This window comes from Bacteroidota bacterium (genome assembly GCA_020402865.1).
In the GTDB taxonomy this organism is placed as follows: domain Bacteria; phylum Bacteroidota; class Bacteroidia; order Palsa-965; family Palsa-965.
In genome coordinates, this window is the sequence record JADBYT010000001.1 from 189,368 (window position 1) to 201,540 (window position 12,173).

At 43.4% G+C, this 12,173-nt stretch carries 12 protein-coding genes and 1 pseudogene; 4 read left to right on the plus strand and 9 right to left on the minus strand.

Translation table 11 applies throughout. The features are described from left to right. Positions 1-8: 8 nt before the first annotated feature. The 3 genes from IM638_00765 to IM638_00775 all read left to right on the plus strand — a co-directional run bounded on the left by IM638_00765 (position 9) and on the right by IM638_00775 (position 3,791). Entirely contained in the window at positions 9-599 is a 591-nt protein-coding gene (locus tag IM638_00765; GenBank protein ID MCA6361544.1) for a riboflavin synthase, read from the plus strand. Between the two features lie 308 nt (positions 600-907). Then, positions 908-1,957: a PKD domain-containing protein gene (locus IM638_00770; GenBank protein ID MCA6361545.1), complete on the plus strand. Its 1,050-nt coding sequence runs from the start codon at positions 908-910 to the stop codon at positions 1,955-1,957. A gap of 463 nt (positions 1,958-2,420) precedes the next feature. Beyond that, complete coding sequence (locus IM638_00775) at positions 2,421-3,791, plus strand: PKD domain-containing protein (protein ID MCA6361546.1); 1,371 nt, start codon at positions 2,421-2,423, stop codon at positions 3,789-3,791. 73 nt (positions 3,792-3,864) lie between these two features. Here IM638_00775 and IM638_00780 read toward each other — a convergent pair whose 3' ends face one another. Further along, a complete protein-coding gene (locus IM638_00780; protein MCA6361547.1) occupies positions 3,865-4,305 on the minus strand; it encodes a hypothetical protein in 441 nt (146 codons plus the stop codon). Between the two features lie 88 nt (positions 4,306-4,393). Further along, the gene (locus IM638_00785; protein ID MCA6361548.1) at positions 4,394-5,299 is read right to left on the minus strand and encodes a hypothetical protein; all 906 of its coding nucleotides are present in this window, start codon (positions 5,297-5,299) and stop codon (positions 4,394-4,396) included. 99 nt (positions 5,300-5,398) lie between these two features. Here IM638_00785 and IM638_00790 point away from each other — a divergent pair, with 99 nt between their 5' ends. Next, positions 5,399-6,781, plus strand: a complete 1,383-nt coding sequence (locus tag IM638_00790; GenBank protein MCA6361549.1) for a T9SS type A sorting domain-containing protein — start codon at positions 5,399-5,401, stop codon at positions 6,779-6,781. 157 nt (positions 6,782-6,938) lie between these two features. On the opposite strand, the gene IM638_00795 is transcribed toward IM638_00790, so the two are convergent. From IM638_00795 to can, 7 genes and pseudogenes are all read right to left on the minus strand, one after another. After that, positions 6,939-7,292 carry a TfoX/Sxy family protein gene (locus IM638_00795; protein MCA6361550.1) on the minus strand — a complete coding sequence of 118 codons (354 nt, stop codon included), beginning with the start codon at positions 7,290-7,292 and terminating at the stop codon, positions 6,939-6,941. Positions 7,293-7,301: 9 nt separating this feature from the next. After that, positions 7,302-7,676, minus strand: coding sequence for a VOC family protein (locus IM638_00800; protein ID MCA6361551.1), 375 nt, complete (start codon positions 7,674-7,676; stop codon positions 7,302-7,304). Between the two features lie 85 nt (positions 7,677-7,761). Beyond that, positions 7,762-8,580 (minus strand): AraC family transcriptional regulator, encoded by an 819-nt coding sequence (locus IM638_00805; GenBank protein MCA6361552.1) that lies wholly within the window; start codon positions 8,578-8,580, stop codon positions 7,762-7,764. 190 nt (positions 8,581-8,770) lie between these two features. Further along, positions 8,771-9,655, minus strand: a pseudogene (locus tag IM638_00810) (hypothetical protein). Positions 9,656-9,657: 2 nt separating this feature from the next. Then, the gene (locus tag IM638_00815; protein MCA6361553.1) at positions 9,658-10,152 is read right to left on the minus strand and encodes a hypothetical protein; all 495 of its coding nucleotides are present in this window, start codon (positions 10,150-10,152) and stop codon (positions 9,658-9,660) included. 15 nt (positions 10,153-10,167) lie between these two features. After that, positions 10,168-10,869 (minus strand): VIT family protein, encoded by a 702-nt coding sequence (locus tag IM638_00820; protein MCA6361554.1) that lies wholly within the window; start codon positions 10,867-10,869, stop codon positions 10,168-10,170. Between the two features lie 46 nt (positions 10,870-10,915). Continuing rightward, the gene (gene can / locus IM638_00825; protein MCA6361555.1) at positions 10,916-11,548 is read right to left on the minus strand and encodes a carbonate dehydratase; all 633 of its coding nucleotides are present in this window, start codon (positions 11,546-11,548) and stop codon (positions 10,916-10,918) included. Between the last annotated feature and the right edge of the window lie 625 nt (positions 11,549-12,173).

The window sequence follows — 12,173 nt, forward strand, 5'->3', positions numbered from 1 at the left end:
ACCGTTTTATGTTTTCAGGAATAGTAGAAACGCTGGGCAGCGTGTGCACACTGCGCCACGAAGCAGGCAACCTTCATATTGAAGTAGAAGCCGTATTTAACGGTGAATTGAAAATTGACCAGAGCATTGCACATAACGGTGCCTGCTTAACGGTGGTGGCGCTTACAGAAAACACCTACACCGTTACCGCCATTGCCGAAACACTTCGCAAAACCAATCTTGGCAACCTGCAGCCCGGCAGTAAAATCAATCTCGAACGCTGCATCCGTCTCGGCGACCGCCTCGACGGGCACATTGTGCAGGGGCATGTGGATTTAACTGCCATGTGCAAAGAAGTAAAAGATGATAACGGCAGCTGGATTTTCCGGTTTGGCTTCGATGCGGCTTCGGGGTTTGTAACTGTACCCAAAGGCTCTGTGTGTGTGAATGGTGTAAGCCTTACCGTAGTGGATAGTTTGCCCGGTGAGTTTTCAGTGGCCATTATTCCTTATACCTGGGAGCATACCAATTTTCATCTGCTCAAAGCCGGCGATGTGGTGAATCTTGAGTTTGATATTATCGGAAAATATGTGGCCGCACTGGCAAAACCGCATCAGTAAATAAGGCAGAAAAGAAACTGAAGAAGGAAGATTTTCCGAAATTTTATTTTCTAAACAAAAAAAGCCGGTTTACAGCGTAGCCGGCTTTCTCTTTTCCTCTGAAATGCATTGCTGATAATTGTTCCGGGCGTTAGATCCGGGCGCTTTGTTTAGTTTTTGTTTAGCACTTGTGCGATAAGCCAGTGTATGCCGTTGGGATAATTTCCCCGATTATTTATGAATTGAACAGGTAAGAAAACCGAATTCCTTGTTGAACCTGTACGTAGTTACCGGCGTAACATTGTGCAGTAATCTAAAACATCAACACAATGAAAGCCTTCTTTACCTTCATTATCGGTTATATGATTCTTTCCGGTAATCTTACAGCCCAATGCAACGCATCGTTTACCTGGTCGCAAACACAGAACAATGTAATTGCATTCACAAATACATCTACACCCGCATTTGTAAACGGTATCTGGTCTTTTGGCGATCAGCAAACGGGTTATCAAAGCAATCCGGTGCATACTTATGCCAATCCGGGGACGTATTTTGTTTGTCTCACCATTTTCGATTCGCTCTCTAACTGTCAGGATTCATATTGCGACACGGTGCAGGTGACCGGCAATGCGCAGGTGTGTAATGCCAGTTTTACATGGGTGCAAACCGGGCCGGGAGTAATTGCATTTACCAATACCTCCACACCTTCCACTTCGGGGTATTCGTTTTCGTGGAGTTTTGGGAACAGCCAGACAAGTTCGGCCGTGAGTCCGTCGCATACGTATGCGTCGCCGGGTTCATATATTGTTTGCCTCACCATGTTTGACTCGGCTAACTGCCAGTCAACGTATTGCGATACCATTCAGGTGAACGGCAACCCGCCGCCGCCCTGTCAGGCTGCATTCAGCTATTCAGTAAATGGTTCGGGGCAGGTGCAGTTTACCAATACATCGTTGCCGGGAACAGTGGGTTACTTCTTTTCATGGACATTCGGCAACAGTCAGTCGAGTTCGGCTGTAAATCCTTCTACTACCTATACCTCGTCGGGCAATTATACTGTTTGCCTCACCATGTTTGATTCTACTTGCCAGTCAACCTTTTGTGATACCATTCAGGTAATTATCAGCGGCACGAGTGAACTCGAACAACTTGGCTGGTCGTTGTATCCCAATCCGGCAAATGATATGCTCAATGTGCAAACTCCTGCCGCACTTAAAGATTTGAATTATCACATACTTGATGTAACGGGCCGCGAGGTACATGCGGGTGTATTTAATGAAAGCCGGATTTCAATTGTTGATTTATTGCCCGGTGTGTATTTGTTAACTGTAACGGATGATGAGGGTCATGTTTCTGTAAAACGTTTTATGAAGCAGTAGTTCAGTTTGTTTGTGTGTATCGATGTAAAAAGCTCCGGATTTCCGGGGCTTTTTGCTTTTCGGATATTCCCGGACTTCATTCATTGACTACACCTTACAGTTTGAGTACAACTCAAAATTGTCCATTTCAAAGCCGAAGGGTAAAGTCTGGACCGCTTCTGAGGTCTAAAACCAATGTTGAGTTTAGTTCTGTTTGTTTAGTTTGTACACTGCGTGAGAGGTGAAGATGAAAGTGGTTTTAGATTCGAATAGTTGTTAAAATAAATAATATGAATAATATTCTAGGTATTGTTATTGCTATGTTGTATTGGTTTTGTATCGTAATAATGTAAAATTAATTGTTTTTGTTCAATCGGTTTAAATTCGGTTAGATTGCAGCTGAGGGAGTAAGGGAGGCGAGATGTTTGAATTTTTCTAAATAAACGGCAGATGATCTTGCGGTCGAATTTAAAATCTAATTCACATGAAAAAACAAATTCTCTTTCTGACGCTGCTGGCAGGTTTTTCTGTTGAGGCATCCGGGCAATGTACGGCTTCGTTTAATGCAGGCCAGACCCAAAACAACGTGGTGAATTTCACCAATACATCCACACCGGTTAATCCCAATACTACCTATTTCTGGTGGAATTTCGGCGATAATACGCCGGGCGATTTTAGTGTGAATCCTTCACATACGTATTCCGCTCCCGGAAATTATCCGGTCACACTCTCTATGCTCGATTCCGCGAGTCAGTGTTTAAGCATTGTAACGGATACGATAGCGGTTACAGGGAATGTAATTTGCAATGTAGTTGTGTTTTCAATGCCGGTTTCAGATGCAAGCTGTGCAACCTGTGCGGATGGAGTGCTTTCTGCCACTGCATTGGGTGGTACGGCTCCCTACACGTATGCGTGGAGCAACGGCGATACCGGTAGTACTGTTTCCGGTTTGCTGCCCGGTCAGTATGTAGTATGTGCAACAGATGCTAACGGCTGTTCATCGTGCGATACTGCTTATGTGGCCGTACAAACTCAATCATCATGCAATGCATCGTTTACTACAACGCTCAATGCCGGTAATGTGTACAGCTTCACCAATACCAGCACAAGTTCGCCCACCGCCGGCTATTATTGGGATTTTGGCGACGGAAATACATCTTCGCTTGCAAGTCCGACACATAGCTATGCACTTTCGGGTAATTATGCAATATGTTTATTTGTGTATGATTCTGCGGCGATGTGCTTTGATTTGGCCTGCGACACACTGATGAATGTGATTGGGAATAATCCCTCCTCATGCAATGCTGATTTTTATATTGTTTATGATACCCTGCAGAGCAGCCCGATGGCGTGGGTGATTAATCTTTCCACAGCTTCACCTTCAGCCACCTTTATCTGGAGTTGGGGCGACAATACCTACGATACCACTGCGTTTCCCTCACATGTGTATGCACAGCCGGGGACTTATACCATTTGTCTCAGCATAATTGATCAGGCCGGCAATTGTTACGATACCCTGTGTCAGTCGCTTATCGTATTCCGTCTTGCACAGCAGGCCGCCAGTTCGCCTTTTGTGGTGAATGTGGTGTCTTCAGTTCCTACGGGTATCGAAGCCGTGGAAACCGACACATGGTCGCTTTATCCGGTGCCTGCTTCTGAAGTGCTTCACATCCGTTCGTCAGAAACGCTCACCGGCCGTCGCTTCCGCATCGTCGATCTTTCAGGGCGTATGGTGGAATCAGGTGTACTGACTTCTTCGCAACTTACCGTTGACGCATTAGAAAAAGGTGTGTATCTGCTTCAGCTCGAAAGCAGCGGAGGGAATTTCAGTACGCAACGATTTTTGCGTCAGTAATTCATTCGCACAAGCGTAAAATTAAAGCGGCTTCCGGAATTACCCGGAAGCCGCTTTGTTTGCAAACAAATAATCAGGAACTCTTGAATCCTACCAGTATGGATACGCAGCCGGTGGCGTTGCCTTTGCTGTTTTCGTTACGGCCGCCGTCAACTACAACTTTAAGCTGCGTGGTGGTTTTTACTTTAAAATCCCACACATCCGTATTGTTTTTGGTTTTGCTGTCGAACACAATACGCCCTTTCATATCATACACCACAAACGAAACGTTTTCGAGTGTTTCTTCGGCGCATACAAGAATGCGGTAATCCTGTCCGGAGTTGAACGTGAGTACGGCTTCCGTTTTCTGTCCTTCGCGCATTTGCACTGTATTCATTTGTCCGTTGTGGGTAAACGGCGAAACTTTGGTGATGCATTTGCGTGACCAGTTTTTGCTGCATTGCGCATAGGCAAGCTCGCCGGCAGAAGCGAAAAGGAGGACAGCAGCAGTAATAGCGATGTAAAAACGACGCATTGGAGTTGTTTGAAAAAGCACAAACACGAATTGTGCCAGTTCATGCGTTTTTTACGTGGGGTGTGTGTGCAGGGTTTCAAACGGCCGCTCAGGTCCGGCTCACAATTTTTTCACGAATCACCTTTACCTTGTCGAAAATAGCCTTGAACTCAAGCGCATTAAGGCTTACAGGCTTTACTTCGTCTTCGGCGCCGATTACGGTGATGCCGTTTTCTTCTTTAGCCGACGTTTCGGGGGGGGCGGGGAGTTTATCGTATTCTTTTTTCAGCTCCTGCAAATCGGCAGCCAGTGCCTGAAGGTCGGCGTTTTTATGGCTGTTGAGCAGGTCAATGAGTTTGTCGAGCGAGAAACGCTGTTCGGCGATGCGGATACGGATTTCGTTGTTGTTTGTTTTTTCGGCCACACGGCAGGCAAGGTAAAGTCCTTCCACCCAGCCCCCGGCAATCATCAGTGCCGAAGCGTGCTGCTGGTTGTTTTCGTGCAGCAGGGCATCACAGTCCCAGTAGGCGTTTGTAATAATGTTCAGTACCGAATCGCGGCTGCTCATGTTGGCTTCAAGCCTGTTGCGCAGGCTGGGCGAAAAGGCTGCGGATACGTGCAACCCATCGGCCAGCTTGTTGGCGCAGCTCATAAACATCATCGTTTCGGCTGTCTGGTTCATGATGCCGGCAAACGAAAGATCGGCACCATAGATGCCCAGGTTGAGCGCCTGCGAAGTGGTGGTGGTGTAGCGCGATACATTTTCGGGCGCGTTGGGCAGGTCTTTGTCGTAGCCCGCACCGGCACGGCGCAGCAGGTCGGCCATTTCAATAGGTGAGGGAATGTAGTAGAATACATTTTCGGCCGAGGCCGTGTTGGCGGCGTTGGTGTCTGTGAGGGTATCCTGCACCGTGCCCGATGGCTCCTCGCTGGTGCAGCCTGCGGCAGATGCAAGTGCAGCCAGCACCACAAAAATGTATATGGCCGGAAATGCGGCAAATTTGATTCGGGTCATGCGTAAAAGCGGGTTCAGCTAAGCGTGATTAATGTGGTGTTGAACGCGAATGCGAATCGCAAGTTACAAAGTGAGCCGGAATTGTCGTAATTTTTCGGTATGATGTGCCAAATACGCGTTTATCCGGTCTTGTTTCTCATGTGGCTTGCAGGCGGTTTGTTGCAGGCGCAGACCGCGGCCCAGCGCTGGGACAGTTTAAAAGCCGTGCAGCAGCCGGTAATTCAGGCACCTTTTGCCGCCAGTTATTTTGCCCCGCAGGCCCAGCCCTTGCACAGTTACGGCTGGGAAGACGGCATTCACCTGAACCGCAGCGGCACCATGCTGTATGCGCTTTATTCGCCGGCCGATTTGTTTTCGTGGCTTGGTTTTATGAGCGCCACCGCCGGAAATCCCAATTACACCCTTTGCGATGTGTTTGGCACCGGCGCCTATTACCGCAGCTATGCCCCGCTTTACGGCATGGATATTACGGGCAACGCATTCGGCTGCGATACGTTTATCAATATCGACCTTGTGTATAGCCGCGTAGATGCCTCCACCGGGCTGTTCAACAACTGGCAGCTTTCGGGCATACGCACGCAGGCCGCCATAGAAGGTTCGCCCATGCCGGTGTTCAATGCCGCAAATCCCGCGCTGATTGATATTTTTCTGTTCACCCGCAACAACGACATCTGGATGATTCGTAATGCGGCCGATACGCTTTCGGGTTTTGCCTCGGCCGTGCGTCTGCCCACACCCATCAATCCCGATTCCACCGAGTTTCAGGCCGACAATCCGCACCTCGAACGCCTCAACGGCGATACATTGCTGCTGGTGTTTGAAAAATACACCAACGCCGCCTTCCGCGATTTTTACTACACACTCAGCAACGACGATGGTGTAACGTGGAGCGCACCGCAACTCATTACCACCGTTTCGGCAGCAGCAGGCCACATTGAGCATCCGCACGTTTGGCGGCAACCCAACAACGGCCCGTGGACATTCTGGTACTCGCTCGATTACGATATCTGGCGCGCTGTGCAAACCGTTCCGGGCAACTGGGACAGCTGGGGCAACCATGCCATGGTGGTGAGCAAAGGCACAACGGCTTCCATTGGCGAGCCTGTGCTGGATGCGGCGGGCAATCTTTCGTTTGCTGTAGGCTACGCATTCCCGCAGCCCGGCGATTCAACTGATGTGGTGGATGTTGACCCGTGGGTGGCACGCATTATTCCCAATGCAGTTGCAGAAACGGCGTTGCCCGCGCTCAGTGTGTGGCCCAATCCGGCACAGGCGTTTTCGCAGCTGCTGGTTACCTGCCCCGCGCCCGATTCCGATGTGCAGTTTACGCTCACCGATGTAAGCGGGCGTGTGCAGGCGGTGTCTGCTGTGCCGCTTGGCGCGGGTCGTTTTCAGTTGTATGTGGATCTGGCGCCGGGGGTGTATGTGCTTTCGGTGGGGGGCGGGGGTGTGTGGGTGTCGGAGCGTGTGGTGGTTTGGTAGGGGGAGATTGTAACGAGCGGCGGCTTTGCGTTCGGGCGGGATTTTTAGCACTACACTCGATACGGAGCACCACAGTTAAAATATAGCAAAAAGCGTCAGACGAAGCACTGAACCCCGCCTGACGCAAAGCCGCTGTTGGCCGTAGCCGTTCGTTGTTTTATTTCGCCTTTCGTTTCTTGAATGATTTTGCAACTTTATTGTATTCAAGGCATAAGTTTAAGAAAAATTCAAAGTCTTTTCTGTCTTTAAACCCGTCAGGATTTATATAGCAGTAACCTTTGTATTCTTTGCCTTTCATTAACATTGTCTCGTAACCCTCTTTTTCGTAAAGTTCTTCCTGTCGGCTTGGGTCAAAGCGTAACATCAATTTTTCATCGCTTACACAAACACAAGTCTTTCCGTTTACCATAAAGTTTAGAACATTGAACATTAGTTTTTCTTCAATGTCTATTTCCGGTATTTCGGCAAGATATTCTCTAACTCTGTCAGCAAGATTTGTGTCGTAAGCCATAAATGAAATTTATTTACGAGAATGAAGGCCTACTGTATTGCCTTCCGTGTCAATGAAAATTGAGATGAAACCAAATTCACCAATATTCATTTTAGGTTGTACAACTTTTCCACCTGATGCTTCAATTCTTTGTTCTTCTGCAATATTGTCTTCGGTTTCAAAATAGACAACCGTATTATTGCTGCTCGGAACAAAATCGGCTTTCTCCACCAATGCCCCTGAAATATCGTGGCTTTCAGGGCTGAAAGGGAAAAATGATTGTTTGCCCCATTCAATGGGTGCATCTGTCAGCTTTAAATTGAAAACTGTTTCGTAGAACTTTTTTGCGCGGTCTAAATTTGCCACATTGATGTCAAACCAACCAACTGGATTTACATTTGCCATTTTACTATGATTTTTATGTTTTTGCACGATTGCGATGCAAAGGTAGAATCACCCTAAGTGGCAAAATTGTAAAAATGGGACAAGGCTATTTTTTGTCAAAAATCAACGACATTTTAAGGTTGTCTCCGAAAAACTCTTTTGGTGTTAAACCTGTAAATTCCTTGAATTCTTTTATAAAATGTGCCTGGTCAAAATATTCGTTTTCATAAGCCAGGTCAGTTAGACTTGTAATGTCTTCATTCAACAATACTTTCAAAGTCGTTTGAATTCTAATTGTCTTGGCGAGTTGCTTCGGGCTTAATCCTATAGCTGAAGAAAATTTCCGAGCTAATTGTCTTCGGTTTATGTTATTGCTTTCTGAAAATTCATTTACAGAAAACCGGCCATTTCTGTTGAAAATAGTCTCAACTGTTGATTTTACGATATTGTCAATAGTTTTTTTATTGGTTAATTGTTTGAAAAGAAATGCCTCTATAATTTGAATTCTTTCAGGCGTAGAGTTTGCATTTAATATTTGTTCACCAAGCTTTTTGCCGTCTTCTCCAAATAATATATCCAATCGTACAGCTTTGTTTTCCATCTCCTTAATTGGGATTGACGAGAAAGGCAAAAATCCATTAGGCTTAAATTGAACAACAAAACTGCCCGTTACGCCAACCGGCTCAATCACATAAGGTTTTGTCAATTGTCCGATTAAAAAGCATTTTGGTAAAATTGTTATTTCACCATTTTGAGAATGATGTTTGTAAGTGTCACCGTAGTGAAATATTAATTTCATTGTTCCGTCTGGCACAATGGTGTTTTTGAGAGGTATATTTTCCTTTTCACCGTCTAATGTCCAATATCGTTTGACAAACTCTGTCAGTTCGATATTTGGTTCATATGTTTTCGGGTTTAATTCCATTGTCAATTTTTGTACGGTGTCTTTTTACAAAGACGGCTAACGGTTTGCAGCTTTGCGAAGGGCGGGACTTTTACGACAAAACTTGATTTGAAAAACTAATGTTTGATTAACCACCAAACTGTCTTTGAAACACGAAACCCCGCCTTTTGGGCAGGTGCTGTTAGGCGTGGTTTTATTTCAGTTTGTCGCATACTTCATTGCAGTTTTGTTCTATTGTCTTACAAATTTCGTCTATGGTTACAGATGTTTTGTTTTCTGAAAATGGCTCTCCAAACAAATTCGCAAGTTTGTTTATTGTCAAAAAGGCTGTGCTGATGATAACCATTATTGGAACAGCCAAAAACTCAAAACCACTTTCTTCACCACCTAAGTCAATGTCACCGATAAACAATGGAATAAGTATTACATAGAAGCTCACTATTAATTTAGTGAATGCGCTATAAATCATTAGGAATGGTGTATTCTTTATTCTTTCTGCTTTTCCTTGAATGTCAAAAAAACGGTTGATGTGTTGCATCAAATCTCCTTTTTCAATTCGTGCTATTGGTGCAAAATCATCTTCAATTTCTTTGGTGATGGCCAATAAAATTTCATTTGAAATTTTATTATCAGTGTTGATTTTAAAGTCTGATATTAGTTCGATAGATTGGTTGTCAAATGTTGGATGTAAGTTGTTCTGCATTTCATTTTTTAGCTGTCTAATATATAAAATGCTTAATCCTATGATTTTACGCCCTTTAAGGCTTAGATTATTTTGTTTGGTTTCTTTGAAATGTTGTTCATTTCCATAGTAGGCATAAATTTTAGCAACAAAGCTTCGTGTATTGTTTGTCAATTCACCAAATATTTTCCTTGCTTCCCACCATCTGTCATACGCAGAGTTCATCCTGAAACCAAGGAAGAAAGCCACAGCTAGACCAAATACCGAACCTATTTGTCCAGATATTTTGTAAATGTGGTCACCGAAATATTCTTCAAGAGCCAGCACAAAAATTGTATAAACCGTTGTAATTATAATAAACGGTGTTGCAATTTTTAGCAGGTGAAGTAAACCTTGCTTTTCTGTTTTTATCATTATTAATCGTCTTCGTCTTTTTCAGCGTTATTATTGTCAGTCGCAGGGACACTATTACTGCTTCTTATTTCGGTGTGTCTTATTTCACCGCCAGTTGTACCTGTCTGTTTAGCAAAGAATAATACTACAAATGCGAAAATCAATGTTGCAATTGAAATTATTGAAGAAAAAGATTTTTGTTTAAAGCTAGTCCAAAGTCCTAGCAAAGAAATGCCACCGAGAATGTAAGAAAGTATAGCGAATGTTTCTGCTGTTTCTTCGTGGGTTTCTATGAAGTTTTCAGTAACTCCATTTATGTTTTCTACTACTTCTTCAGCACCTTCACCTGTATTCATAGCTGCTATCGCGGTTAATGCACCAAGAATAAAAATCATAAATGCCGTCCGATTCACAGCTTCTGATTTTGAAATAAGTCCTGTAATCATTACGATTACTCCCACGATAGGGAAAATGATGGGAAAATGATTTACCACTAAATGCCAATGTGCCCCGTTCATATTTTATTTTTTGAATTAAATGTTTACTCCAAATAGGTAACCAACTAACGCAGAAAGCACCATTGCAATTGTTCCCCAAATTGTAATTCGCAAGATAGCTTTTTTAATACTTGAACCACCTGTTTTCGCAGATGTGGCTCCTAAAATGACGAGAAAAATTATTGTAAAACCATACAACCAATATTCCATTCCTTTAATGGGTGCAAAAAGAGCAACTAAAAGCGGTAATACACCACCAACAGTAAAAGATGCTCCTGATGCTAAAGCAGCTTGTATTGGATTTGCTTGACTTATTTCGTTGATACCTAATTCGTCTCTAATATGAGTTCCTAATGCATCTTTTTCGGTTAGTTCAATTGCTACCTGCATAGCTGTTTCTTTTTTCAGTCCACGTTTCTCATAGATTTGAGCCAAAATATTAAGTTCTTCATTTGGCATTTCCTTAAGTTCTTTAATCTCTCTTTCAATGTCTGCTTTTTCGGTGTCTGTTTGAGAACTTACAGAAACATATTCACCCGCTGCCATAGATAAAGCACCAGCAACAAGTCCAGCGACTGTTGCTAAAACAATCGGCTCTCTTGTCGAACTTGCAGCAGCTACCCCAATAGCAAGACTTGAAATTGAAATTATACCGTCATTTGCACCAAGAACAGCAGCTCTCAACCAGTTGCTTCTGTGTATGTAATGGCTGTCTAAATAGTTGTCGATTGTTATCATAATGAAATAGTATAATTATATCTGTTTTATCTTTTAAATTAGCGGTTTAAAGGTCGTCAAACTCATAAAGTGGGTCCATATAGTCCTTATATGTCATTGTATATATTTTTTTAATAAGACCATCTTGCAAACTGTAAACCCAACCGTGGATTGATGGAATTTGATGTTTTTTCCAAGAACGCTGAACAATACTGGTTTTGGCTAAATTCATTACTTGCTCTTCAACATTAAGTTCTATTAATTTATTTAATCTATCTTCTGGTTTCGTTTGAAAATCAATTGTGTTTCTATGGTTTTTATAAACATCTTTAATATTTCTAATCCATTTGTTAATTAGGTCATAGTCGTGTCTGCTCATTGCCGCCTTAACTCCGCTACAGCCATAGTGTCCGCATACTATAATGTGTTTAACTTTAAGATGGTCAACAGCATATTCTAACACAGCCAATAAATTCATATCAGTATGAATAACCATATTTGCTATGTTTCGATGAACAAAAATTTCACCTGGCTGTGTTCCTGTTATTCTGTCAGCAGGTACTCTGCTGTCGCTGCAACCTATCCATAAAAATTCAGGTTTTTGAACGTCTGCTAACCTAGCAAAATACTCAGGATCATCCTTAATTACATCAGATGCCCAGTGTTTATTATTCTCTATGAGTTTATCAATACTACTTATTTCTTCAGCTTTCATTTTTTAATCCTGTTGGTGGTACTATTTTCAAAAAAGTTTAGTCGCCCGTGTTATTTTAAAATTATGCCTAACGGTTTGCAGATTTTCGATGGACGTGTTTTTTACCGCCAATGTTGATGCGGAGAACTGAACTTTCTGTAACCACAAAAGTTTCAAGCATAGACGAAACCCCGCCTATTGCCAATGTGCTGTAATGGGCTGCATTTCTTATCATTCTATAAAATTTAGTTGTCTCGCCAAGTCAACATTTGTCGTAACGAGCAGGTTGTCCATTAATGGAAAAATTTCAGTTTCTTCGTCACGATTAAATTCAGAAGCACTTAAAATAATTGTCTATCCGTTTTCCGTTTTGATCTCAATTGTCTGCGGATATGTTGTATAAACTTTATTTGGGCTGTCAAGATTTGAAGTCCAGGTCTCTTCCCATATTATTTTGAAGTCGACTATTTTTTGTCCGATGATTTCAGTCCACTTTGCTTCTGATGAAACGTCCCATTTCTGTTCGTAGTCATTTGTACTTTCTGTAAGGTCAAGCAGCTTTGATTGTAGCCCATAACGTTTTCGGGCTACGCGCGGTGCGGAATAAATAACCACAAAACTCTCTTAACCG

Excerpts from the sequence above, each read along its gene's own strand:
- IM638_00820 (MCA6361554.1), bottom strand. The coding sequence starts at position 10,869 with ATGATAACAATCGACAACTATTTAGACAGCCATTACATACACAGAAGC.
- IM638_00770 (MCA6361545.1), top strand. The coding sequence starts at position 908 with ATGAAAGCCTTCTTTACCTTCATTATCGGTTATATGATTCTTTCCGGT.
- IM638_00815 (MCA6361553.1), bottom strand. The coding sequence starts at position 10,152 with ATGAACGGGGCACATTGGCATTTAGTGGTAAATCATTTTCCCATCATT.
- IM638_00805 (MCA6361552.1), bottom strand. The coding sequence starts at position 8,580 with ATGGAATTAAACCCGAAAACATATGAACCAAATATCGAACTGACAGAG.
- IM638_00775 (MCA6361546.1), top strand. The coding sequence starts at position 2,421 with ATGAAAAAACAAATTCTCTTTCTGACGCTGCTGGCAGGTTTTTCTGTT.
- IM638_00800 (MCA6361551.1), bottom strand. The coding sequence starts at position 7,676 with ATGGCAAATGTAAATCCAGTTGGTTGGTTTGACATCAATGTGGCAAAT.
- IM638_00780 (MCA6361547.1), bottom strand. The coding sequence starts at position 4,305 with ATGCGTCGTTTTTACATCGCTATTACTGCTGCTGTCCTCCTTTTCGCT.
- IM638_00790 (MCA6361549.1), top strand. The coding sequence starts at position 5,399 with ATGATGTGCCAAATACGCGTTTATCCGGTCTTGTTTCTCATGTGGCTT.
- IM638_00795 (MCA6361550.1), bottom strand. The coding sequence starts at position 7,292 with ATGGCTTACGACACAAATCTTGCTGACAGAGTTAGAGAATATCTTGCC.
- IM638_00765 (MCA6361544.1), top strand. The coding sequence starts at position 9 with ATGTTTTCAGGAATAGTAGAAACGCTGGGCAGCGTGTGCACACTGCGC.
- IM638_00785 (MCA6361548.1), bottom strand. The coding sequence starts at position 5,299 with ATGACCCGAATCAAATTTGCCGCATTTCCGGCCATATACATTTTTGTG.